The sequence below is a fragment of the Paenibacillus sp. JNUCC32 genome (assembly GCF_014863545.1).
In the GTDB taxonomy this organism is placed as follows: domain Bacteria; phylum Bacillota; class Bacilli; order Paenibacillales; family Paenibacillaceae; genus Paenibacillus_AQ; species Paenibacillus_AQ lautus_A.
Window position 1 is genome coordinate 4,774,412 of the sequence record NZ_CP062260.1, and the last position, 24,626, is coordinate 4,799,037.

A 24,626-nucleotide genomic window follows, 5' to 3' on the forward strand; every position below is an offset into this window, starting at 1 on the left:
GCGAAGTTTTGGATGCGGCTTTTGGTTTGCTATATCCCGCAGCCTATGGCCGCAGTCTCGGACTGCATCGAATGTTATGTCTCGTAAATGTTCTTTACCCGTCCCACTTGGCCGTCCTGAAGACGTACTTTAATGCCGTGCGGATGGTTGGGCGAATTGGTCAAAATATCTTTGACCACGCCGCGGGTTAATTTGCCCGTTCTCTGGTCCTGCTTCAGTACGATATCAACCTCAAGCCCCGGTTTGATATTGGAACGCTGTCCACCGTTCATCATCGTCCCTCCTGTTCCTATCTTCATGCTGTTGTCCCGTTCCTACTGTCCACCTTACTGAAATCGAGAGCGAAATGCAAATCGCATAACACAAAGGACTGCCCGTCAAAGATCGTTCAGATCTCCCAACCGGACAGTCCTTCTGTTTTTATTCTAACCATGGATGAATCTTATCCATGGAACGATGTTTTATAGTACGCTTCCGCCGTGCATGAAGCGGTGTTTCCAAGAATCGCCGAAGTTACCTACGAGGACGCCGCCCGATTGTTTCGAGTACGTATGCAGCAGCTTGTTGTCTCCCAGATAGATCGCTACGTGCGTAATCCGCTGTTTGGACTTGTCCAATCCGGCATAAGCGGATGCCGATGAACCTCGGTAACTCATGAAGAATACCAGATCCCCGCGCTTTAATTGATTGACGTTGTATACAGCCGTTCCTTTATCTTTGACGTACTGCCCTTGCTTCCGGGAATCGCTTGGCAGCGTAATGTTAGCACCGTCCATGAATGCGCGGCGGACAAATGCCGAGCAGTCAAAGGTGCTCGTTGAATTGCGGTTAGAACCGAATTCGTACGGCGTGCCCAGATACTTCATGCCTGCACTGATTACTTTTTCAACGCTTGCGCTCGCAGAAGGCGCCGTGCTTCCCGAATTGCCGGAAGTGTTAGAAGATCCGCTGCTTTGGTTAATATATTTAGACGAAGCATATCCTTGCTTGCCGTCCGAAGTCTTGATCTTATACCAGCTTGAGCTCTTGCCCAGAATTTGAACGCGCTCACCCTTATGCACGCGGTCAACGACTTTACCCGAAGTCGAAGGCTTATTGCGCATGTACACATTCGAGCTTGCTACACCTTTGGTTACAGACTGCACGCTGGCAGCAGACACTTCATTCACAGACCCATATCCGTAAGAACCAAGAACCGCTGCTGATAACAGCGCTCCGGCCATCAATTGTTTAAATCTTTTTTTCGAGAAAATAACGATCTCCCCCATCTCGTTTGATTGTGGAATGACGAAAATGTCATTTTCGTGATCCCGCAATCATTATAGACAGGCTGTGTCTCGGGACGCATGCTACCATCCTCACAAAAACACATGCCAACTATTGGTAAAGAGGAGGACTTTAGTCTCTTATTATACTTGAATTTAGTATAAATAGATTATTATAGAAAAAAAACATACCAAAATAACCCAATCGGTCCGGCCTAAAGAAGTCCGGATTTCTTTGTTGGGTCTTTCTGCTTACCATATATATGTATTTTTCCTTGCAATTGCTGCATGAAAGATGACCTTTGGTTCCCTGCCACGCTTTTTAAAAAAAGCCTGTACAGACGGATACCCCATCTGACAGACTCTAGTTTATCGTACCTTCTAAATTTCATTCCACTACAATATTGTAAACTTTTGACCCTATGGCCGCTTGGAATAGAGCGGATATCCAGGGTTTTCCGGTACGTCAATCAGGATGACCCTGACATTCTCTTGCGCCTTAAGGCTTATCGTCTCACCGAGCACCGTATCGATTACCATAAAGTCCCGATGTTGAAACAGGAGGCTATCCTCTTCCGTGCTAAAGCTGCCGGCTCCCCTTACGGCAAGCGCAGCCGCACGCCTGCCGGTTTTCAGTTCATATCGTGCTTCGTGCCCGGCCAGAATTTGAATATCCAGCATCCTCACGTCCACGGACAGATCGGTTGGCGCGGAACCGCCGATCATCGTTTTGACCAATCCCCCCTGGATACGGGTTACCGGATAGGAGTCCGGACGATACTGACGACAGGCAGGGTTTTGCTTCAATGAATCGCGAAGATACGGCTCAAACCAAATTTGGAATCCTTCTGCATCCGGCCCGGTCAGAAGTTCCTCATGCGTAAGTCCGGAACCGGCCCTCATCAATTGCAGGCCTCCTGGCCCTATTATGCTGTGCGTACCATGCGAATCCTCATGGTCGCACTTTCCCTGAATCATATAAGTCACGATTTCAAAACCCTGATGGGGATGAGACGCAATATAGCCTTCGACGGGCGAACGAAACCAGGACCAATAGAAAAGCGGCCCTACCCGGGTCACGGCTGACCCTTCTCCGGAGAAACCGATCGGCTTCAACTCCGTTATCCTTCCTCCATCGAGTGAGCCCTTGCCCTGATTCTCGGGTGGATATACATTTCCTATCATGTCCAGTCTCCTCCTTTCACCCATCCATGATGGATCTTGAACAGGTGCTGCATTGATTATCTTGGCTTTAAGATAGTATCAACGATAACCGAACAGATATCAACATCCTTTAATTCCCTGATTTGAGAATGCATATTTGCGAATCATTTTTCAGTTTATTTTCAGTTCGCGTTCAGATTTCATTCAGCTACGGCACGTATGATAAAGTTGAAGGAATGAAAGAAGAGGAGTTTTGTGTCATGGGATCCATGCATCGTATTCGCGTTTTGCTTGTGGATGACGAGCCGCACATACTGCAATTTCTGGAGCTTGGTCTCCAAAATGAAGGGTTTGAGGTGCGCACGGCCTCCGATGGGGAATGTGCGTTAAGGGAAGCAGCCAGCTTCGAGCCGCATGTCATCGTTCTGGATGTGATGATGCCGGGAATGGACGGTCTTGCGGTGTGCAGACGCTTGAAGGAGGAAGGCAGGGATGTTGCGGTCATTATGCTTACCGCGAAGGATGAGATCGATGACCGTGTAACGGGCCTTATGACCGGAGCGGACGACTACATGGCCAAACCCTTCAGTTTCGAAGAGCTGCTGGCCCGCATTCAAGCTCGGCTCCGCAATCAGTTCCCGAGCCTGCTGGGCGAAATCCGGCTCGGGCCATTCACCATCGATGACCGCAAGAAAGAAATTTCATACCTGGGGGAAGCCTTGGAGCTTTCCCCTACGGAATATAAATTGCTCAAACTGCTTGTGACCAAACACGGCAGCGTTCTGAGCAAATCGAACATATTGAATATTGTGTGGGATTATGATTTTGGGGGAGAGGATAACATCGTGGAGGTCTATATCCGATCCCTGCGAGAGAAGCTCGGAGACAAGGAGCATCGGGTCATTCGCACGCTTCGCGGAGCCGGCTACCGGGTGGATTTGCCATGAGTTTCCGAAACCGCATACGCGCATCTCGGCCAACGTCTCTGCGCACGCAGCTCCTGTCGCGTTCCCTTCTCGTCTTGGCGCTTCTGCTCGTGCTGATCGGGGCGCTGCAATATGTATTGATGAAAAACGCCCTGTTCCGCAATCAGGCCGAGGCGCTTTCGCTTCAGGTCCGCTCTATCCCCGTGGAGATGTGGGAGCCTGATCGCGTGCAACATAACCGGCCTTCTGTTCCGAATAACGACGCCCATGCGGGCATGCCCCGCCAGGAGAATAGACCTTTGCTCTTTCTGCCGAATATGTCGCTTGCCAAGATCGCAACGAACGGAAGCTACACCGACCTGGCCAGTGACAACGGTCTGTCCGCTCCGCAGCTGGCAGCAGAGGCTTATACCTCGATTCTGGAGCAATTCAAAGAGCGTATGCCCGTTCCGTACGAAGTGACTGACGATGCCCAAGGCACCGAGCAGATCGTTGTCTTTCGCCCTTACGGCAGCCCTAACAGCCCTTCCGGTATACTGCAGCTTGGAATGGATACGCAGCCGCTCCATGCCGTTCTGCTGCGGCAGCTGCTGATATTTGCCGTGCTGGCTTTGCTTGCCATGGCTGGCGGGATCGCATTGTACCTGCCATTGCTGCGCAGGACGCTTAACCCGCTGAGCCGAATGGTCGAAACAGTGGAACGAACGGATGCCGGAAACTTGGCGGAGCGATTTCCGGCCATGCAGGGTCAGCAGGAGATTGACCGTTTGGCCCAATCGTTTAACGGCATGCTGAAAAGGCTTGAGGGAGCGTTTGAAGCGGAACGCGAGGCGAAAGAGCAGATGCGGAGGTTTATTGCCGATGCTTCCCATGAGCTGCGCACGCCGCTTACTTCGATTCACGGCTTTCTGGAGGTGCTCGGCCGCGGCGCCGCCGACAACAAGGAGCAGCTCCATGCAGCACTGTCCAGCATGCACGGCGAATCGAAGCGCATGAAGAAATTGGTCGAGGATTTGCTTCTGTTGGCCAAACTTGACCGTAAGCCGGAGCTTCATCTGCAGGATACCCGGCTGGATCGGCTGCTGCTTGAGATGGAGCCTCATCTCAGGATGCTCGCTCAAGGCAGAAACGTAACGATTCAAGCGGCAGCCGTGCTGTGCCGGTGTGACTCCGACAAGATCAAGCAGGTCATCTACAACCTGTTTCATAATGCGGTACAGCATACTGATTCCGACACAGGGCGGATTACCGTTGCGGTGGATAAAACCAAGGACCATGCCGTACTGCTGGTCAGCGACAATGGAGCCGGGATTTCGAAGGAGCATCTGCCCCATCTGTTCGAGCGGTTCTACCGCATCGATGAATCCCGGACCCGGCAGCACGGCGGTGCAGGTCTTGGACTGTCCATCACCCAGTCCATCATGAACGCGCATGGCGGCCAAATGAGCGTGGACAGCACGGTTAACCAAGGAACGGTTTTTCGTGCAGAGTGGCCGGGCATCATTCCTTAGCCTGAAATACTCCTTCATGCACCAGTTCATTCAAGGATCGTCGGTCCGTAGGGACCTCCCGTTCCTGCAGCGTCTCCGGCAGCGCCGATTTATCCCCGTGGTATCCAAGCGTTATGACCGCATGCAGATCATATTCTTCCGGAATATGCAGGGCTTCGCGGGCAAGCTCATGGTCGAAGCCGCCAATCGCGCGGGTATTCAGCCCAAGCAAAGCAGCCTGCGAAGCGATTGTTCCCCAAGCAGCCCCCGCATCAAACGCGTGGCTGCCGCTCGGTTCCCCATTGGCATTCAGCGTGTAGGAAACGAGGAGGACAAGCGCCGGCGCACGATCGCTCCACACGCGGTTTCCGGGACGGATAAAAGACCGGAATCGCTCCCGCTCCTCCTCTGTTCGGGCAACGATAAACCGCCACGGCTGCCCGTTGCCCGAGGAGGGTGCCCACCGGGCCGCCTCCAAGACAGTATACAGCACATCCGCTTCGACCGGACGGGAGTCAAAGGCCCTCGAAGACCATCGATTCACAAAGTGGGCATGCACCGGATATTCGGGACGGCGCGTTTGTTCCGCCACCGTCTTCTTCGACAGGGCTGATACGATTACGGTTGGATCAGGTCTGGTCATACGATCATCTCTCCTTACCCTTTGCGGGTTATTGTAATACGGCTTGGTCTAAGGCTTGGTTTAAGGCTTGGTCTAAGGCTTGGTTTAAGGCTTGGTTTAAGGCTTGATCAGCCAATCGTCCAATGCAAAATCGGTTTCCGCCAGCTTCTCTTCGATCAGAAAGGCCTTCGTTCCTTCCAGCAGCTGCAGCCCTTGTTCGGTAAAAGGAACCTCTTTGATCAGCTCGATCGGGCTAACCTTCTTCACGTACTCCACCTTCGTGCTCTGCAATTCGGCCAGAAACGCATAGTACTCTTCCTCATGCTGCTTTAAATCCTCTAGCGCCTTGGAACGGGCGTCATTCCACGCCTTGGCGAAATCCGGATATTTCGCCAGATAATCCTCCGACACTACGGTTACGCTGGTCCCATACAGCTCGGGATGCTTGGTGGCATCGTCCAGCAGCGTATAGCCTTCATCGATTTGTTTGAGCGTATAGACGCCGGTATTGGTCATCGCGTCGATTTCCCCGCGGGCCAGGGCAGCCTCCGCATCCACGCGAAGCAGGTGGATGACCTTCACATCCTCAGCCAGCCCCTCTTTCTTCAAAAGACCGGCCAAGTATCGGTGGTGGAAGGAACCTTTTTGAGTGGCTACCGTTTTTCCCTTTAACTCTTCCAGGGAAGCCGGGCCACCCTTCTTCGCCACGAGGTACCCGATGCTGTCGGTCGAGCCTTGGGTAATCACCTTGGTCTTCGCTCCCGTTGAGCGTGACAGGATGGCCGGCGTATCGCCCAAACTGCCAAAGTCCAGGCGACCGCTGATCAGCGATTCGCTCAAATCCGGACCGTTCGGAAAGGCGGTCAGGTTTACCGTTTCAATCCCGTGCTTCTTGAGCTCTTCCTGAATAATGCCCTTATGGAACCCCCAGCCCTCGGCGCCTCCAGGCACATTCAGGGCATTGGTTCCTATATATCCGTAATTGAGCGTCTTCGGCACGCCGGAGCTTGATGCTTCCGTTATTTGATCTTTGGTCCCGCAGCCCTGTGAAAAAGCAAGCGCCGCCGCCACCAGCGTCAATAAAATCGCGTATCGCTTTCGCTTGTGTTTTTTAACGTTTCGATTCTCCATTCGATTTCTCTCCCCTCACAGATCCCATCTCGATATGACATTGCCTCGCTTTCGCTTCTTACGCCTCTTGCTTCTTACGGGGCTTCATGGAATCCCCGGCAAACCCTGGCATCAATGAGCCCGCAGATCGTGCTTCCCATGCAGACGGGAAGAGTGGAGCTGCCTGAAAAAGGGGGGAGACTGACGATCAAGGAACAGAACGCTTCGCGAGCTGAGCCAGAAACGCATGGCTGGATATGGACGTTCGGCCGGGTCCCCATCCCACCTTCTCGCGGTAGCCCCCCAACAGCTCGGCCTGCTCCAGCTCCGCCTCGCTTAGCCCTCTGAGCCGGTCCGGATGAGGCGCGACGTACATCGCGTCCGCCGGACAATAGAGCTCGCACATAAAACAGGTTTGGCAATCGTTCTGGCGCGCAATGACAGGCACATCGTTATCGACTTTATCAAATACGTTGGTCGGACATACGGAGACGCACAGATTGCACTGCACGCATCTGGCATCGCTGATCAGCTCAATCAAAGGGAAACCGCCTCCTCGCTCACGCGCTGCGCCCGGACGCTGATTTCATCCAACCCGGATGTAATCAGGCGGTAATGCTGCGTCTCGTCCAGTTCCGGATAATCAACCCGTTTATGCATTCCCCGCGTTTCCGTCCTGGCCTGCGCCGAGCGGTACATCCAGCGGGCCGTTGCAGCCATGGCCGCTGCCTCGCGTTTCTTCACCGCCTGATAATCAAGATGGATGGGTTCCTGCCGGATCGATTTCCATACGCCGTCGAGCCGTTGCAACGAATCCCGAAGTCCCTCATCCGTACGGAACAGGTTCCGGTCATAAGGCATGACCTCTTCCTGCACCGCCCGAATGTATTCCTCCGCGGCAATCGGCGGCTTTTCCTGCAGCGATCCGTAGGTACCGGATGACACGAGCGGAGCCGAAGACAATCCGTGCACCTCGCGTCTAGCGGCATGCCGTCCCAGCGATTTGGCATAGTCCGCCGCGCCTTCGCCCGCAAAGCTGCCGGAAGACATCGCCCAGGCGGCATTGTGGCTGCCGCCTCCGGTGAATCCGCCGCAGATCAGCTCCCGCGTTGCGGCGTCTCCGGCGGCATACAAGCCGGGGACCTTCGTGGCGCACGTTTCGTCCACGATATGAATGCCACCGGTCCCGCGCACCGTCCCTTCGAGCCGAAGCGTGACCGGGAACATATCCTTGAACGGGTCGATGCCCATGCGGTCAAACGGCAGGAAAAAATTCGTCTGCCCCACCCGGAGCAGCGGCTGCAGATCGGCGGGCGCCTGATCCAATCGGGCATATACCTGTCGGTTCTCCAGCAGTTTTTTGGCAATGACGGAACGTCCTTTGGTCGAGCCCGCTCCCTCTACCACCGTGCCGTCCTCGTAGTAAAAGCTTGCATAACGGTAATACGCCGTTTTGGTCACCGAGGAGAACGTTGGCGATATGGCGTAGGCGTTGGAGAACTCCATGCCCGACATTTCGGCCCCGGCCTCGGCCGCCATCAGATAGCCGTCACCGGTCAACACGTTGCATCCCAGCGCTTTGCTCAGAAAGGCGCAGCCGCCGGTTGCGATGACTACGGCACCCGCCGTGACTCTCCAGGGATCGCCGCCCTGCGTGCTTACGCCAGCGGCGCCCCCCACTCCGTGTTCATCCGCCAGAAGTTCCAGCGCAGGGCTGTGGTCGAGTATTTTGACGCCGGCTCTTTTCACCAGCTTGCGCATGAGACGCATATACTCCGGTCCCTGCAAGCCGCGCCGGAATATGCCGCCATCCGGATCGACCGGGAACGAATACCCCCAGCCGCCAAGGCGGTTCATATTCTCGTAGGTTTGATCCAGGACCCGATCCATCCACTCATTCTCGGCTAAGCGTCCGCCCATAAAATACCGGCTCATCTTCGCTTCCTGGCGCTGCCGCCCTTCAGGCTCCACGTACCATACGCCCGTGCCCGACGGCGCCGTTGCCCCGCTTGATCCACAGAAGCCCTTATCCGCCAGCACGACATTGCTGCCTTTCGCCGCGGCCGTTAAAGCCGCCCAGGCTCCGGCCGGGCCACCGCCAATGACCAGCACATCCGTTTCCAACTGAAGCGTGCTGCCTTGAATACGTGAACTCATGCATGTTCCCCTCCTAATCATCATTGTCCCTCTGTTCTCTCATTCACGAAGCCGGATCATCCCTTGTAGCTATCCCGCCACTTCAGCAAGCGGCGTTCCAGAGAACGGACGAACAGATCCACCATCATGCCGACGACGGCAAAAACCAATACACCCACAAAAATTTGCTCCGTTAACGAGGATTGCTTGGCAAGATTGATGAGAAACCCGACCCCCGACTGCGAACCGATCAGCTCCGCAACGACGAGCCCGAGCCAGGATACCGCCAACGATAAGCGGAGTCCCATTAACAGGTTAGGCAGCGAAGACGGGATGATCAGCTTGATGATCTGCTGAACCCGGCTGTACTGCAGCACCCTCGATACCTCGAACAGCTTTTTGTCGACGCTCCGGATGCCGAGAAACGTATTGACGTACAGCGGAAAAAAAGCTCCCTTCGCAATGATCAGCACCTTCGACGTTTCTCCGAATCCGAACCACAAAATAATAAGCGGGGCGATCGCCAAATGCGGGATCATCCGCAGCATCTGCACCGTCGGATCCAGGAATATTTCCGACTTGCGCGAGAAGCCCGTCAGCAGGCCGAATATCAAGCCCAGGCTGCCTCCCAGGGCGAAGCCCGCAGCGGCGCGGCCGATGCTTATGCCCAGATGGGTCGCCATCTTGCCCGAGGCGATCAGATTCCAGAGGGATTCGAAAATCGCCGCCGGCGTCGGCAGGAAGAACGCATCGATCCAGCCAAGATTGCCTGCCAGCTGCCATATGGCCAGCACCAGAACCGGAAGGGCCGATCCGAGCGCAATGGCCCGTAGTAAGGATGCACGCCGGCGATTGGAACGCGCGGCAGCAGGATTGGGCGGCTGCGATACAGCGGGTGGCTGCCCCGCCGCAGGCAGCGCAAGTTCGTTCGCGTTATTCATCGTGTCTCCTCCTCTCTCTTGGAATCAGAAGCCGTGCTTTAGCCCTCATAGCTGTCGTTCCATTTCAGCAGCCTGCGCTCCATCAGCCTAACCGCGGCGTCTGCTGCTTTGCCGATGACGGCAAACAGGACGATGCACACGAACACGGTTGCGGTTTTGCTGAACTGTCTGGCATCCGTCATCAAATAGCCGATGCCGGACGTGGAGCCCATGATCTCGGCAACGACCAGCCCGAGCCAGGCCAGCCCGAGGGACAGCCGGATCCCGAGGAAGATATGCGGCAGGGAGGACGGAATGACCAGCTTGAAGATTTGCTGGATACGCGTGAAACCCAGAACCCTTGTTACTTCGAACCATTTGTTATCCACGCCGCGGATGCCCAGATAGGTTTGGATATAGAGCGGAAAGAAAGCCCCTTTGGCGATCAGCAGTATTTTGGACGACTCCCCGATTCCGAACCAAAGCACGAACAGCGGCGCAACCGCTAAATGCGGAATCATGCGGACCATCTGAATGGATGGATCGAGCACCCGCTCGGATATGCGGAATACCCCGACCAGAATACCGAAGGCTAGGCCTAGAGCCCCTCCAAGGGCGAAACCCGCCGCGGCACGAACCAAACTGATCCGCACATGACCGCCAAGGTCACCCGAGCCCGCCAAGTGGACAAAAGCCTCCGCAATGCGAAGCGGCGTCGGGAAGAGCAGCTCCGAGATGTAACCAAGGTCGCCGAGCACCTGCCATAAAACCAGCAGCGACACGGGAAGAACCGCGCCCGCAGCCAAGGTGCCCAGCGACTTCCTCCATATCCCGGCACCTGCTTCGCCCGGGGAGAGCCTCTGCCGCTGCCCGGCGGCGGGCTCCGGTACCAGCGACTCGCTGCCGTGGACCGGAGCCGGAGGGTCGTGCCGGTACAATCGTGCATGGTCACTCATTGCGATCACGCTCCGGCTCGGGAAACGCAAATCTTTCATCATCTAACCTGAACATCAGCCAAACCCGTTTCATAAGCGCACCTCTCTCCTCGAATACAAAAGGAGACATTCTTCGAAATACCGAAGGAATGTCTCCATTAGAATGGTTGACAGTATGAATGCTATTGGTTTAGTTCCTGCTTTAACTTCGCCGGGGGAGAATCCGATCGATGAACGGGGTCTCGTCGATCTCGGCCAGCCGGGTCCGCCCGCGTCCCCAGCCGACCGTCTCCCTCCAGCTTCCGATGATCCCTACCGCGATCAGTTCTTCTTCCGTCACCTTCTGCTCCATATCCGCAAAGGGAGAAACATACAGAGCATCGGCAGGACAATAAGCCTCGCATATAAAGCAGGTCTGGCAATCCTCCTGACGGGCAATGACCGGAAGCCCCGTCTCCGTCCGGTCGAATACATTGGTCGGACAGACCTTGACGCACAGGCCGCACTCGATGCACCGCTGCTGACTGACAACCTCGATCATGAGCCTTCCACCTCCCCGGCCGCTGCCGCGATCCAGGCAGCAGCCCCCACGGCTTCACTGCTCCTATTTCTTGAACCACCATAGTGTCGGCAAGCGTCCATCGTACCTCGGCTTGCCTGCCGGGGCGGCCGCCCCTCAGGATATACCTGGATATGATCGATCCCCCTTACGGTCAGACGATGCTGCTGGTCCGGATTCGGATCCGGGTATTCCAGAAGGGTATGCATCCCTCTGGTTTCCCGCCGGGTCAGCGCAGCCGCATACATCCATCTTGCCGTTGCCGCCATGGCCGCCGCTTCCCTTGCCTTGATCCGCTCGCGCGAACCCCCGGTTACCTTAGCGTACACTTCCGGCCATAGCCCGTTCAGCCGTTCGAGCGATTGCTGCAGGACCGGTTCGCTGCGAAAATAATTGATATCCAGCGGAAACACCTCCCGCTGTACCGATTGAATCAGGCCGGATGCATCCATTCCCTGCCCATGTGCTGCGGATGGATGGGACATTCCGGCCCGCCCCGCACCTTGCAGGCGACGGCCGTCCGCAGAAGAACGCGTACTCAGCGCATGCTTCGCCGCCGATTCGCCAGCCCACGTTCCCGAGCAAATCGCCCAAGAGGCATTAAAAGCCCCTCCGCCCGACTTGGCACCGGTCACCCGCTCCCGGGTTGCGGCATCGCCGGCGGCGTACAGACCCGGTACCGTCGTCGCGCAATCTTCGCCGGTGATCCGGATGCCTCCGGTTCCGCGGACCGTCCCTTCATAGCGGAGGGTCAAGGGAAAACGCTCCTTAAAGGGATCGATTCCCGCCCGATCATACGGAACAAAGAAGATGGCGTGCGATTGCCTTAAAATGCGCCGTTTCTCTTCCGTGTCGGCATGATTCAGCATGGCATATACCGGTCCTTTGCGGAGCATCGTCGGCAGAAAATCATGCGGCCTGGGCCCTCCGGGGCTGTACAGCGTATTCCCGTCTTCGTCATAATACGTCGCCCAGTTGAGAAGCCGCCCCCGGGTCACCGTGCCAAACGCCGCGCTCGGCGCATATTGGCGGCTGAATTCCATACCGGATAGCTCGGCGCCAAGCTCCGCCGCCATGAGCAGTCCTTCGCCTGTGAGCACGTTGCAGCCAAGGCCCTTGCTCAGAAAGGCGCAGCCGCCGGTAGCTATGACAACCGACTGTGCCCGTACCTCCCAATTCTTGTTCTTCTGCCTGCATATGCCTCGTGCTCCTCCGACCCCATGCTCGTCGGCAAGCAGCTCGAGCGCCGGGGACTGATCCATGATCCGTACACCCGCCCGGTTGACCGCGCTTCGCATCAGCTTCATATATTCCGGGCCCTGCAAATGGTCTCGCATGGGGACCCCGTTCTCATCGCGGCGAAACGGGTATCCCCATGCCTCCACGCGTTCCAGGTTGATGTATACCTGATCCAGCACGCGATGGATCCAATCCGGTTCCGATAAATAACCGCCCTCCTTCATCCGCTGGGCCACGGCTTCATCGCGCAGCTTATGGTCAGGGGGCAAATATAGCAGATTGGTTCCTCCGGGTGCCGTTGCCCCGCTGGAGCCCAGAAACCCTTTATCGGCCAATATGACTTTGGCACCTTGGGACGCCGCGCTCCAGGCTGCCCAAGCCCCTGCTGGACCGCCGCCAATGACGAGGACATCCGCCGTCAGTTTCAATTCATCCTGTGCACGCAATCGTTGATCCCCCCGCTCCTTGGTTGATAGTAAATCGAGGTCCGTACGACAAAAAGGAGATCATGAAGGATGCTCATGATCTCCAGCAGACTGGTCGATTCAAATTTATTTATCATAGTTATTCGATTGGAATTATCAAGTATATTATCAGCTGATGGCACAAGCGTCAAGATTATTTTTCGGAGGGATCGCTTAACAAAGCGAGACATTCGCTCCCGAGCTTTCCTAAGCCCCGCTGTCTTCGCTCACGCAATTTTTCCTTATATCCTGACAATTTGGTACAATACAGACGGTACGAGAATGTCAAATGAAGGGACTATGATCGATATGTTCAAAATTTTCATTGTCGAAGACGATGCCGGGCTGGTCGGCCTGCTGAAAGAATATCTTCATAAATTCGGTTATGCGACGCAGTCCGTTCATGATTTCGAGACGGTGCGCGATCAATTTGAATCGTATGACCCTCATCTTGTGCTTCTGGATATCAATCTGCCTAAATTCGACGGCTATTATTGGTGCCGGCAGTTCCGCAGCCTCTCCACCTGCCCGATCATCTTCATCTCGGCCCGCGACGGGAAAATGGATCAGGTGATGGCGCTGGAGAACGGTGCCGATGATTATATAACCAAACCCTTTGACTACGAGATCGTCATGGCCAAAATCAAGAGCCAGCTCCGGCGGGCCTACGGGTCCTATGCTGCCGGTCAGAATGAGCGGGTCCTCAGCATCGCCGGACTCACGCTTGACGTTGAGCGTCTCTCCGTTTCGCTCGGACCGACCCAAGCGGAGCTCAGCCATACCGAAGCCAAAATATTGGACGAGTTAATGAAGAAGCCCAAGCAGATCGTCAGCAGGGACCGGCTTCTGGAGAAAATATGGGATGATCAGGCCTTTGTGGACGATAATACGCTGAATGTGTACATCACCCGCGTCCGTAAGAAACTCGCCGCCCTCGGAATCGAGGATGGCCTTCAAACCGTGCGCGGGCGCGGCTACCGACTGGTACCGAGCTGGAGGGACGAAGCATGAGACTATTTTTGCAAGAACAGCGTCCCTTAATGATTGTCTACATCGCCCAGCTTCTTGTCGTTACCCTGATCTATAGGCTGGACGGTTATCGCAATTTGACGGTCAGCCTGTACGCGGGCATCATCAGCTTGCTGCTGCTCGTCGGCTATCTCGCCTTCCGTTTCATTGCCAACCGTTCCTTCTATAAACGGTTGGAGCAGCCGCTTCCGGGAGAATCCCTCACCGGCGAATCCTCGGCAGAATCCTCCCACACCCCGCTCGCCGAAGCGCTTCATCAGCTGCTGAAAACCCAGTTCCGGCATTACACCACGGATCTGCATAACTATAAGCATAAAATTGAAGGCCATCTGCAGTTCATCAACCAATGGGCCCACCAGATGAAAACGCCGATTTCGGTCATTCACCTGATTCTCCAGGATGATGACGACCCCCGTTTTGCCGCGATCGGCGACGAGCTGGACCGCCTCAAAAAAGGGCTCGATCTCGTGCTGTATACCGCCAGGCTCGATACGTTCGAGCGCGATTTCCATGTGGAAAACCTGCCGCTTCAACGAATCGTCCGAAATGTCACGTCCGAGCAAAAGCGGCTGTTTATCCGGCGTAGAATGTACCCGTCCATCCGGATCGATTCCGGATTAACGGTGGCCACGGACGAGAAATGGCTCTCTTTTGTGCTGACGCAGCTGCTGACCAACGCGGTTCGATATACGCTGAAGGAACAAGGCACCCTCTTTTTCAACGGCTACACCCGGGAGAATCAAGTCGTGCTTGAGATAAGGGACGAAGGCATCGGCATTCCCCAAAGCGATCTCCCGCGGGTGTTCGATCCTTATTTCACCGGAGAGAACGGGCGCCGATTCCAGGAATCGACAGGCATGGGCCTGTTTCTGGTCAAACAAATATGCGACAAGCTTGGACATGCCTTCGAAATCGAATCCAAGGTCGATGAAGGAACGACGGTCCGCATCATTTTTGCGGATGCTGCGGGCCATATCGCACAATGAATTCCACCGGCAGATGGCAGGGTTCGGCAGTGCAAGCTATTTAATTAAGTCCGCTGCGGCTTATTCCCGATCTGCTTACGCGGGCAAAAGAAACCTTACAAGGTTGTAAGGTAACTGTAAGTTACGAATATGGCATGGACGCAAACGAATCTTTTACAATGATAACATCGTTATAGAGGAGTGAAGATATGCCCATCCTGAGCGTCAAGCATCTATCCAAAATCTATGAGGGCAAAGTGGCGTTCCAAGCGCTGAACAATATTCACTTCAACGTCTCCAAAGGCGAATTCGTCGGTATTATGGGACCTTCCGGCAGCGGAAAAACGACGCTCCTCAATCTGATTGCGACCATTGATCAGCCCACGGCCGGGGAAGTGATCATAGGCGGACGCAATCCCCATCTGCTCGGTAGGAGCGATACGGCTCTGTTTCGGCGCAGGGAGCTGGGCTTCGTCTTCCAGCATTTCAATCTGCTGGATACGCTGACCGTTGAGGAAAACATCGTCCTGCCGCTGACGCTGGAGGGCATGCCGCTGGACGAAATGGGCATCCGGCTGAACCGGATCGCAGACCGGCTCGGGATCGGGTCCATTCTGCACAAGCACACCTATGAGATTTCCGGCGGGCAGATGCAGCGCACCGCCATCGCGAGGGCGCTCATTCAGGAGCCCTCCCTGATTTTGGCTGACGAGCCGACGGGGAACCTGGACTCCAGAGCCTCCAAAGAAGTGATGCAGACGCTTTCCGCTTCGAGCAAAGAAGCTTCCGCAACGATTCTCATGGTCACTCACGATCCGGTGGCAGCCAGCTACTGTGACCGCGTCTTGTTCATCAAGGACGGTCAACTATATAATGAAATGTATTGCGGTGACAACCGCCAAGCCTTTTTCCAGAAAATCATCGACATGCTGGCGCTGCTGGGAGGAGGAAGTCATGACCTTTCGACAATTCGCTTTTAGGAATGTCCTGAGGAACAAGCGGACCTACGCGGCCTATTTCTTAAGCAGCGCTTTCTCCGTCATGATTTTCTTTGTGTGCGCGCTGTTCCTGTTTCACCCTTCCATCACGGACGAGGTGTTCTATCCGGTCGTGATCCAGGCGATGGTTGGCGCTGAGCTGATTATGTACGTATTCTCGTTTTTCTTCGTGCTGTATTCCGTCGGGGCTTTCTTGAAGACCCGCAAGCGCGAGTTCGGCATTCTGTTCATGCACGGCATGACGGACCGCCAGTTTAACAAGATGGTGTTTCTTGAAAATATGATCATCGGCGTAAGCGCGATCGCCACGGGCATCCTGTTCGGCATCATTACAGGCAAGCTGTTCCTGATGGCAGGCTCGGCCTTTCTCGGAGTCCCGCCCCTGCCGTTCCGGCTGAGTCTGCGAGCGCTCGGGCTGACGATCGCCAGTTACGCGCTGCTGTTCCTCATCATCTCGCTGTGCACGTCCTGGCTGCTGCGGCCCAAAGCGCTCATCGACTTATTCCAGTCCGGACAGCGGCCGAAAACCGCGCCCAGAACATCGCCGTGGTTATCCATATTGGCGGCTGTCCTGCTGCTTGTCAGCTACGGCCTGGCAGCCACGACAAGCGCATCGACCCTCGCGCTGCGCATGTTCCCGGTTACCTTGATGACGATGATCGGCACTTATCTGATTTATTCGCAGTTAGGGGTTGCTCTCGTCCGCAGGCTGAAAGAAAGCCGCCGGTTCACCTGGAGAAGAACCAAGCTGATCTCGCTATCCAGCCTGCAGTACCGGTTGAAGGATCATGCCCAGATGTTTTCGATGGTGACGATCGTGCTGGCCGTGTCTTTTTGCTCGGTAGGCGTATTCGCCTCCATTCCGGTGCTCACGAAGCAGTTCAACGAGGACTTCCCGGCCGCCATCGGTTATCTCGCCAAAACGGGAGATACCTCCGAAGAGCAGCATTTGAACGAAATCCGGCAGGAGCTGGAGTCGAGGAAAATACCGTTTGAAACGCTATCGTTTCGCGTTAAATATACGGATGCTGAACCGGCATCCGCACAGGCCGGTCCATCGGAGATTCCGTTGACGCTGATCGCGTTCTCCGACTATAAGGCGGCCGTCGTGATGGCGGGACTGCCGTTTGACGAACAGCCGCCGAGCGGTGAGGAGGCCCTTGTCCTCATTGCTTCGCAAAACGACAGAGCTTATACCCGCAACCGGGATTACGCTTCTTACCGGCTTCGGGATTCCGGCATCCGGCTGCGTGAAATCGGTTATTCAGATCATGTCGGCGTGCCGGAATACTTGCTGCCGGAGATGGATGACGATTCCCGTTTCGGCGGTCTTGTCGTCAGCGACGACATCTTTGCCGCCGTCACGGATCCGGTCCGTCAGGAACGGTACACCGGCTTCTACGTGGACGATTTTACGGAGACGGAGGGGATCGTTCCCCATTTGGCTCCGGGCGGTGCCGTGCGCTATGAGATGGACCGGACCTTTGCGCTGGCGGTCAGCGGTACGCTGTTCGCCCTTCGGGACAGCCTGTACAACATGCTGCTCTTCGCGGCATTGCTTGTGGGCACGGTGTTTTTTATCGCGGCTGGAAGTTTCCTGTACTTCCGCCTCTATGCCGATCTGGATTTTGACCGCAGGCATTATGCCACGATATCCCGGCTCGGCATGACGGACAGGGAGTTCAGGCGGATCGTTACCGGACAGCTCGCGCTGCTGTTTTTTGTACCGATCGGACTTGCGATCGTGCACAGCATCTTTGCCTTCATCGCGCTGCAAAGCTATTTCTATTTATCCATTGCGGCTGAAATGGGCATCGTGCTGATCAGCTTCCTGATGATGCAGGTCCTGTACTTTTTCTTCATCCGCAGCCAATATCTGCGCAAGCTGAAGCAGACCCTTATATAAAGGATGGCAAAGGCCTCCTTATCTTTTGAAAGAGGTGTAACTTTTGGAAAACTGGATTACGGACATTATGGAGAAGTTCGGCTATGTCGGCATCCTGCTGATGATTGCCCTGGAAAACGTGTTCCCGCCGATTCCCTCCGAGGTCATTCTGACCTTCGGCGGATTCATGACAACCTACACGAAACTGACGGTGCCCGGCGTCATTATCGCAGCTACCATCGGCTCCGTGGTCGGTGCCGTCATCCTGTACGGGATCGGACGCCTGCTCGATGTCGAACGGCTGGAGAAAATCGTGGACCGTTGGGGGCATATCCTCCGCGTCAAAAAAGAAGACATCCGCAAGGCGGATGCCTGGTTCGATAAATACGGCTACTGGACCGTGCTGTTCTGCCGCATGATTCCGCTGATCCGGAGCCTGATCTCCATCCCGGCGGGGATGTCCAACATGAAGTTCGGCATGTTCCTGCTCTTTACGACCATCGGTACCTTGATCTGGAACGTCATTCTGGTATCCGTCGGAGCCGCCGTCGGCGATTCATGGGAAAATATCGTCGCCTTCATGGACGTCTATTCCAATATCGCTTATGCTGTAATAGCCGTGGCCGTGATCGCATTCCTGTTCTTCTTCTTCCGCAAGCGGAGAAAATCGGCTTAAGCTGGAACCACGCATTTCATGCCATGCATCATTCATATCATTACATTTTACATTTTTAAGTAAGGGAGAGACCGCAGGTCATGGATTTTTTAACCATCCTCAAAGCAATTATTCTGGGAATCGTCGAGGGACTGACCGAGTTCGCTCCTGTATCCTCTACCGGCCATATGATCATCGTGGATGACATGTGGCTGAAATCCGAGGAGTTTCTGACGAAATACGTAGCCAACACGTTCAAGGTCGTGATTCAGCTCGGCTCCATTCTCGCCGTCATCGTGGTGTTCAAGGACCGCTTCCTGGATCTCTTGGGACTCAAGCGCAAAAAGCCCGAAGCCGGCGTACCGGCCGGTACGGGCAGACTGAGACTCAGCCAGGTTATCGTCGGTTTGATTCCGGCCGGCGTTCTGGGCGTCTTGTTCGAGGACCTCATTGACGAGCATTTATTTTCTACCGAAACGGTGCTGATCGGTCTTGTGATCGGAGCCATCTTCATGATCGTTGCCGACAAGGTCAGCTCGAAAAAAGAGCCGAAAGTGGTGTCTGTCGATCAAATTACGTACAGGCAGGCATTCAGCGTCGGGCTGATTCAGTGTCTGTCGCTCTGGCCAGGCTTCTCCCGCTCCGGCTCCACCATCTCCGGAGGCGTTATGCTGGGCATGAGCCACCGCGCGGCGGCGGACTTTACGTTCATCATGGCCGTGCCGATCATGTTCGGGGCCAGCTTCCTGTCGCTGCTGAAGAACTGGGAATACTTCACGCTGGAGGCTCTTCCGTTCTTCATCGCCGGATTCGTGGCGGCTTTCGTCTTCGCTTTGATCTCCATCCGCTTCTTCCTGAAGCTGATCAACCGGATCAAGCTGGTGCCGTTTGCGATCTATCGGATCGTGCTCGCTGCCATTATTGCGTTGGTGCTTTATCTATAATGATTAGCTCAGCCTTACAGCACCATTAGAGTTTGGGAGACGCTCCGCTGCTTCGAGCTGAGCGGCACTTCATAATAGCAGCTGTGTTTGGGGTAAAAAAGGCAGGTCAAGATTTCATATCTTGACCTGCCTTTTGTTATCGGCGTTGCTGCACGCTCGTTATTAGTCGTGACACCTGCTGTGGTTTCGACCCGGAGCCGATTGGTTTAGTCTACGGCGGCATGACAGCACAGGCCGTTTGGTTTAGTCTACGGCAGCATGGCCGCACAGGCCGATTGGTTTTGCCATGGTGGCATGACCGCACAGGCCGATTGGTTTTGCCACGGCGGCATGACCGCACAGGCCGATTGGTTTAGTCTACGGCAGCATGGCCGCACAGGCCGATTGGTTTTGCCACGGTGGCATAGCGGAACAGTCTGTTGACACGGATGCGGGTATCTCAACTGTTTTTGGCTGGGTTGGCGACGAAGGAGTGAAAACGGATGGTATAAGGCGAACGGCTAGACGACAGACATCCAAGCAGCATGCCCGGGACCACGCACTGTGGGCCAGGGAGCAGTGCGCATGATGCGGCTGATCCGGACCAGAGATCCGCTATTTTCAATAATTCGCCTGAATTTCAATATAAGCGGACACCAGATCCGTTATGTTACGAATTCCGGTTCGATATCCGCCTGTTTTCAGAGAATAACGGATCTCATGTCCGAAACATTTACGAATCCCCTTATTTCTCATCAAATAAGGTCCGCTGTGTCCGCTAGCGATGCGCAATGTGAGATATTCGGCTATTTTGGTACGTTATGATCAAAAATACGGTTACTTTAAAGTACAAACCATCGATTATTCAGTTACTTTAAGGTTATACTCCATTTTTATTTCCCTTATTTGTACCTGATGAGCTAAGATCCAGTTACTTCAATACTCCACGATTACAAGTTCAGTTACTCTATATTCCAGATTATAAATTCAGTTACTCTGATACATAATGAGTCAATTCATCCGGTTATTTGGTTAGTCCATGATTCATCGTACATTTCTTTCGTTAGGTAATTTCAACGACTCAGCTAATTAGATAGCCTATCAACTATTAATCCATTCTCCTGCAGAAGATCACGATCCTCGCACCGTGACCGAAGGCAGCACACGCATCATATCGGCATGTATTGGCGCCTTAGACCGATGAAGCGTGCAACAATCTTCAAACTGACCGCGTAACCAGAAGTTGTATCGCTTTTGCAGCGCCTATAAGATACCGGCCTAGTGCGCAATATCGGTTGCACTGCCTGCACGATTACAGGGCCGCTGCACCTAACCGCTCCTTAGAATAATACCGCACCTGTTTACCATGCCCATTGGCGTATTCGATCTCGGCCCGCGTGCTCTCGCCGATATACCCGTTCACATCGATCACAAAGATTTCGTCGGACATATCGATTTTGCGGAAGTGCAGCTCTTTGAGCCTGCGCTCCTGCTCCTCTGTGATCTCGATTCCGTCGCTCTGCTCAAAAAAACCGACGCTAAGGACGATATGTCCGCTAAGCGTAAGCGAAGCTTCGGCTTCTCGAAATTGCGCTTTAAACTTGGTGGAGCCGCATAGCGTTATTACCTGCATAGTACACCCTCCTTTTCGCTATACTCATGCTTTAAATGGTTCTCGATCTGGCCAGTATCCAGCGGTCAAACATCCCCCCAGGAATATCATGATGCAAGCCATCGTCCAAGGCAACAAACAGAAGCCCTCCGGTATGGAGAGACTTCTGCCTAATGGTTGTATGGGGAATCCCCTGTCCAGCAACGAGCCAAGATCAATCATTTCCGTAGACGGCGCATCCCCGCATGCTTCACTCTTCAAACGATAAATTGGCGGGCTCCTCAAGCAGCTCATAGTGAACGTCTAGGTTCGTCGTCGGTACGCTGAGATCTACCTCTTCAAAACGGAAGCTGTCCACCCACACCTTGCCTGTCCCCATAAGCAGGACGCCGATCGAGATCGTGGCGCTATCTTCAGGCACGTCCAGCACGATGGCATAGTGATTCCAGTGCGTGCTGCCGACGATGCGCCGATTGTTCATATTATCGAACTGGAGCACGTCTTCGGCACGATTGTCGACGCGCATCCACAGTCCGCAATAGTCCTTCACGTTATCGGTTTTAACGAATCCGGAGAAGCGCATCCGCTTGCCCGCATACTTGCCGGCTTTGAACTGCTGCATCATGGTTGCAAAAGCGCCATCCTCCATCGGCGTAAGGGCTCTTAAGTAACCCGAGGTACTTCCCTGGTGGACGGTGGTCCGATCGACGCCGATCTCATAATCTTGAGGGTGGCTTCCGCTTAGGAACCAGCCTTTTAATGGGGATTGAGCTTGCTGCTGCATGTGATCCTCTCCTTTTGGATAATGTGAATGATGGGCATGAACCGCAAAGATTTTGCGGTAACGCCCCGGCGGCATGCCGTACAATTTTTTGAATGCTCTCGTAAACGACTCCTGGCTCTCGAAGTGACAGTGCAGGGAAATATCGATAATCGCAGCCTCGGTGTGCAGCAGGAGCTGCGCCGCATAACAGAGCCTTCGTTTTCTAAGGTAATCCGCGATGTTCATGCCGACCTCCCTCCGAAACAATCGGTGGAAATGATACGGCGAAAAACCGGCATAGGATGCAATATCCGCGAGGGTCAGCCGCTCCTCCAGATGCTGCTCCATGTACGCGATGCTCTTTTGGATAATACGCTGGGTACTCAAGGTCAGGCCCTCCTTTGTTATTAAGGATACCAAAAGGGAGCAAAGCGTTTTTGATCTTTTTTGCCAATTTAAGAAAACCGTTGGTCCGCGCATATTCTCGGAGGTCTTGCCGGAAAATTGCGGAGATAGCGGAGACCCTCTGCTTGCGATTCAGGGACGCTCATCCTTTGAAGTCCCTTGAAGTCCCATTGTTCTCATATAAAAAAGCCCCCTCGATTTCGAAAATCGAAGGGGCTTAAATTGCAAGGTTCTCTGCCATCAATCCATCCTCTAGATGGAATGACTTCATATCCTAAAGGGGCCAGACTGCGCCTCTAACAAAGGCATAGCCTCGTACTTCACAGGCATCGGCGCTTCCGGCCGGAGGCAGAAGTGTCATCCTAAAGACGATTGCGCTGCTGCTTATTCTTCAAGAACGAATCCCTGCACGCTCACATTACATAACGGGAATTTCCCGCTCCCCGGCTTTATCGGCAAAACCGCACTATCCCTGCGGCTTCAGCTGAACGGTGCGCTTGGTGCTTGCAGACTCGTACGCTGCAATGGCAACCCGGGCGGAGAGGTAGCCGTCTTCCCCGGTAATTTCGACCGGCTTGCCGTCGCGGATGCTTTCGACAAAGCTGTTGACGAGGCCTTCGTCCATATCATCGCCCCAGAAGCTCCACGACGCTTTACCGGTCACATCGCTGTATACATCGTTCTTCTGGGCAAAAGAATCAATGTTCAGCACGCCTTTGGTGCCGATGATCTCAAGCGTTACGTCCCCCCATGTCGGGAAGGTGCGGTTGCGGGACCAGCTTGGGTCCAGCACGGCCACGACGCCGTTCGCGAATTTGACGTGGACCATGCCGGCGTCGTCAATCTCGGTATCGTTGAACAGCGTTTCCGCATGGGCGTACACTTCCTCGGCCTTGCTGCCGGTAAACCAGTGCATCAGGTCCATCACATGGACGGTATGATCCAATACGGCGCCGCCGCCCGATTTCTCCCGTTCAATAAACCAGCCGCCCGGCATGGTTCCCCGGTTGGTTCCCTTCATAGCCAAAATGTCACCGATCTGCCCTGCGTCAATCGCTTCCTTCGCCTGGCGTACGGACGAAATATATCGGCAAGGAAAAGCGGTCATGAGCTGAACGCCGTTATCCTTGCATGCCTGAATCATCTCCAGCATCTCGGCTTCCGATAGGCCCAGCGGCTTCTCGCACAGCACATGCTTGCCCGCCGCAGCGGCGCGTTTGGTAATTTCCGCATGACGCGCGTTCTCCGAACAGATGACTACGGCATCCAGTTCTTGTGCCAGCAATTCATTATAGTCGGCATAATACGGAATCCCCCGATCCACGGAGTAAGGGCGAACGCGCTCCGCGTCTTCGTCCGCGATTCCGATCACCTCGACGTCATCCCGCTTCAGCATGCCGAAGAGATAGCTTGCCGCATGCATATGGGCAAAGCTGATAAACCCTACTTTCACCTTTTTCATGAAACCATCCCTCCGATCATCACGGGCTGTCCAGTTTGTGCCGATTGCTCCGCTGCCTGAGCGATTTCAACGGCGTAGCAAGCATCCTTGATGCTGACGAGCGGCTCGCTGCCGTTTCGGATGCACTCGATAAAATGCTGCACCTCGTTATAATAAGGGTCATGGAGGCTCGGACTGGAAGGAACCTGCACAGCAGCTCCCTCCCCGGCCTCGGCGCTAGCCAATTTCAAGTCCAGGGACTGTACCTGATTGCTGTCGAATCGTACGATGCCTTGGTCTCCCGAGATCTCGAACTGCGTCGTAAATGGACCGAGATACCCCCAATATCCGGTTAGACTCGCGATGGCGCTATTTTTAAAATGAAGCGTAAGCTGGGCGTACTCCATCTGCGGCTCGGTCCGCTTCACGGTCGAAGCATATACCGACTCCACTTCCCCGAACAGCCAGCAGGCAAAATCGATGTCATGAATCATCAGATCCATGATGACGCCGCCGCTCTTGCCAGGGTCGTTGTACCATCCATCCATTCCCTGCGGGTAGGAACCGTACCGCTTCAAGTGAGCCATCTTCGGCGTTCCGATATTCCCCGAGCGGGCCTGCCGATAGGCATCGTGATAGTTCGGGAAGAACCGGACGACATGTCCGATAAACAACCGGACTCCGTGCTTCTCGCAGGCCGCCTTCATCTCCTGCGCATCCTCCAGCGTTAATGCTGCCGGCTTTTCGCAGATGACGTGCAGCCCTTTTTCGGCCAGTTTCAGTACAAACGGTTTGTGGAGATAGGTGGGCAGACACACCGCAACCGTTTCCAAATCTTTTTGTTCAAACAGCGACTCTACATCCGTGTATGCCTTCGCCCCGGTCAAAGCTGCAGCGCGCTCCACTCGTTCGGCGTTTATATCGACCACGCCCGTCACCGTTACTCCCGGCATTTTCGCCAAATTGTGCGCATAGGCCGTCCCCATCGTGCCGCAGCCCAATATCGCTATGTTCATGCTTATCCCTCCAGTATGCCTATAATGACATGGATCATCAGGTGATGCCGTATCCGCCGTCCGCGATACCGCCCACCCTGTTACATTCTTCATGTAACATGACA

23 protein-coding genes are annotated in these 24,626 nt (G+C 54.6%); 8 read left to right on the forward strand and 15 right to left on the reverse strand.

Annotation, left to right across the window (positions count from 1 at the left end):
- Window positions 1-74 precede the first annotated feature (74 nt).
- The 3 genes from JNUCC32_RS21190 to JNUCC32_RS21200 all read right to left on the reverse strand — a co-directional run bounded on the left by JNUCC32_RS21190 (window position 75) and on the right by JNUCC32_RS21200 (window position 2,450).
- A complete protein-coding gene (locus JNUCC32_RS21190) occupies window positions 75-272 on the reverse strand; it encodes a YwbE family protein (protein WP_036673676.1) in 198 nt (65 codons plus the stop codon).
- Between the two features lie 189 nt (window positions 273-461).
- Complete coding sequence (locus tag JNUCC32_RS21195; protein ID WP_012818990.1) at window positions 462-1,268, reverse strand: C40 family peptidase; 807 nt, start codon at window positions 1,266-1,268, stop codon at window positions 462-464.
- Between the two features lie 417 nt (window positions 1,269-1,685).
- Window positions 1,686-2,450, reverse strand: a complete 765-nt coding sequence (locus JNUCC32_RS21200) for a pirin family protein (protein ID WP_192569755.1) — start codon at window positions 2,448-2,450, stop codon at window positions 1,686-1,688.
- 239 nt (window positions 2,451-2,689) lie between these two features.
- On the opposite strand from JNUCC32_RS21200, the gene JNUCC32_RS21205 reads away from it, so the two are divergent.
- Together JNUCC32_RS21205 and JNUCC32_RS21210 are read left to right on the forward strand one after the other, a co-directional pair.
- Entirely contained in the window at window positions 2,690-3,376 is a 687-nt protein-coding gene (locus tag JNUCC32_RS21205; protein WP_036664469.1) for a response regulator transcription factor, read from the forward strand.
- Window positions 3,373-4,866, forward strand: a complete 1,494-nt coding sequence (locus JNUCC32_RS21210; RefSeq protein WP_192569756.1) for a sensor histidine kinase — start codon at window positions 3,373-3,375, stop codon at window positions 4,864-4,866. Before JNUCC32_RS21205 ends, JNUCC32_RS21210 begins: the two co-directional genes overlap by 4 nt.
- Here JNUCC32_RS21210 and JNUCC32_RS21215 read toward each other — a convergent pair.
- From JNUCC32_RS21215 to JNUCC32_RS21250, 8 genes are all read right to left on the reverse strand, one after another.
- Window positions 4,856-5,488, reverse strand: coding sequence for a nitroreductase family protein (locus JNUCC32_RS21215; RefSeq protein ID WP_096777037.1), 633 nt, complete (start codon window positions 5,486-5,488; stop codon window positions 4,856-4,858). The genes JNUCC32_RS21210 and JNUCC32_RS21215 overlap by 11 nt on opposite strands.
- Before the next feature lie 96 nt (window positions 5,489-5,584).
- Window positions 5,585-6,598, reverse strand: a complete 1,014-nt coding sequence (locus JNUCC32_RS21220) for an ABC transporter substrate-binding protein (protein ID WP_192569757.1) — start codon at window positions 6,596-6,598, stop codon at window positions 5,585-5,587.
- Window positions 6,599-6,785: 187 nt separating this feature from the next.
- The gene (locus JNUCC32_RS21225) at window positions 6,786-7,118 is read right to left on the reverse strand and encodes a 4Fe-4S binding protein (RefSeq protein WP_192569758.1); all 333 of its coding nucleotides are present in this window, start codon (window positions 7,116-7,118) and stop codon (window positions 6,786-6,788) included.
- A complete protein-coding gene (locus JNUCC32_RS21230) occupies window positions 7,115-8,734 on the reverse strand; it encodes an FAD-dependent oxidoreductase (RefSeq protein WP_192569759.1) in 1,620 nt (539 codons plus the stop codon). Before JNUCC32_RS21230 ends, JNUCC32_RS21225 begins: the two co-directional genes overlap by 4 nt.
- A gap of 56 nt (window positions 8,735-8,790) precedes the next feature.
- Window positions 8,791-9,654 carry an ABC transporter permease gene (locus tag JNUCC32_RS21235; RefSeq protein WP_012818982.1) on the reverse strand — a complete coding sequence of 288 codons (864 nt, stop codon included), beginning with the start codon at window positions 9,652-9,654 and terminating at the stop codon, window positions 8,791-8,793.
- A 38-nt stretch (window positions 9,655-9,692) separates the two neighbouring features.
- Window positions 9,693-10,589: an ABC transporter permease gene (locus JNUCC32_RS21240; RefSeq protein ID WP_192569760.1), complete on the reverse strand. Its 897-nt coding sequence runs from the start codon at window positions 10,587-10,589 to the stop codon at window positions 9,693-9,695.
- A 181-nt stretch (window positions 10,590-10,770) separates the two neighbouring features.
- Window positions 10,771-11,109 (reverse strand): 4Fe-4S dicluster domain-containing protein, encoded by a 339-nt coding sequence (locus JNUCC32_RS21245; RefSeq protein WP_012818980.1) that lies wholly within the window; start codon window positions 11,107-11,109, stop codon window positions 10,771-10,773.
- Entirely contained in the window at window positions 11,106-12,812 is a 1,707-nt protein-coding gene (locus JNUCC32_RS21250) for an FAD-dependent oxidoreductase (RefSeq protein ID WP_192569761.1), read from the reverse strand. Before JNUCC32_RS21250 ends, JNUCC32_RS21245 begins: the two co-directional genes overlap by 4 nt.
- A gap of 327 nt (window positions 12,813-13,139) precedes the next feature.
- Between JNUCC32_RS21250 and JNUCC32_RS21255 the strand changes: the two genes are divergently transcribed.
- The 6 genes from JNUCC32_RS21255 (at window position 13,140) to JNUCC32_RS21280 (ending at window position 19,306) form a co-directional block, all read left to right on the forward strand.
- A complete protein-coding gene (locus JNUCC32_RS21255) occupies window positions 13,140-13,841 on the forward strand; it encodes a response regulator transcription factor (protein ID WP_192569762.1) in 702 nt (233 codons plus the stop codon).
- Window positions 13,838-14,845, forward strand: coding sequence for a HAMP domain-containing histidine kinase (locus tag JNUCC32_RS21260; protein WP_012818977.1), 1,008 nt, complete (start codon window positions 13,838-13,840; stop codon window positions 14,843-14,845). Before JNUCC32_RS21255 ends, JNUCC32_RS21260 begins: the two co-directional genes overlap by 4 nt.
- Window positions 14,846-15,033: 188 nt before the next feature.
- Window positions 15,034-15,804 (forward strand): ABC transporter ATP-binding protein, encoded by a 771-nt coding sequence (locus JNUCC32_RS21265; protein WP_192569763.1) that lies wholly within the window; start codon window positions 15,034-15,036, stop codon window positions 15,802-15,804.
- Window positions 15,779-17,728: an ABC transporter permease gene (locus JNUCC32_RS21270; RefSeq protein WP_192569764.1), complete on the forward strand. Its 1,950-nt coding sequence runs from the start codon at window positions 15,779-15,781 to the stop codon at window positions 17,726-17,728. The genes JNUCC32_RS21265 and JNUCC32_RS21270 overlap by 26 nt, the downstream gene beginning before the upstream one ends.
- 43 nt (window positions 17,729-17,771) lie before the next feature.
- Window positions 17,772-18,383: a DedA family protein gene (locus tag JNUCC32_RS21275; protein WP_009594880.1), complete on the forward strand. Its 612-nt coding sequence runs from the start codon at window positions 17,772-17,774 to the stop codon at window positions 18,381-18,383.
- A gap of 80 nt (window positions 18,384-18,463) precedes the next feature.
- Window positions 18,464-19,306 carry an undecaprenyl-diphosphate phosphatase gene (locus JNUCC32_RS21280; protein ID WP_036664481.1) on the forward strand — a complete coding sequence of 281 codons (843 nt, stop codon included), beginning with the start codon at window positions 18,464-18,466 and terminating at the stop codon, window positions 19,304-19,306.
- A gap of 1,291 nt (window positions 19,307-20,597) precedes the next feature.
- Here the strand turns inward: JNUCC32_RS21280 and JNUCC32_RS21285 are convergent.
- From JNUCC32_RS21285 to JNUCC32_RS21300, 4 genes are all read right to left on the reverse strand, one after another.
- Window positions 20,598-20,918, reverse strand: coding sequence for a hypothetical protein (locus tag JNUCC32_RS21285; RefSeq protein ID WP_192569765.1), 321 nt, complete (start codon window positions 20,916-20,918; stop codon window positions 20,598-20,600).
- A gap of 229 nt (window positions 20,919-21,147) precedes the next feature.
- Window positions 21,148-22,047: a helix-turn-helix domain-containing protein gene (locus JNUCC32_RS21290; protein WP_096777045.1), complete on the reverse strand. Its 900-nt coding sequence runs from the start codon at window positions 22,045-22,047 to the stop codon at window positions 21,148-21,150.
- A gap of 484 nt (window positions 22,048-22,531) precedes the next feature.
- Window positions 22,532-23,527 carry a Gfo/Idh/MocA family protein gene (locus JNUCC32_RS21295; protein ID WP_192569766.1) on the reverse strand — a complete coding sequence of 332 codons (996 nt, stop codon included), beginning with the start codon at window positions 23,525-23,527 and terminating at the stop codon, window positions 22,532-22,534.
- Entirely contained in the window at window positions 23,524-24,522 is a 999-nt protein-coding gene (locus tag JNUCC32_RS21300; protein WP_192569767.1) for a Gfo/Idh/MocA family protein, read from the reverse strand. Before JNUCC32_RS21300 ends, JNUCC32_RS21295 begins: the two co-directional genes overlap by 4 nt.
- Window positions 24,523-24,626 lie beyond the last annotated feature (104 nt).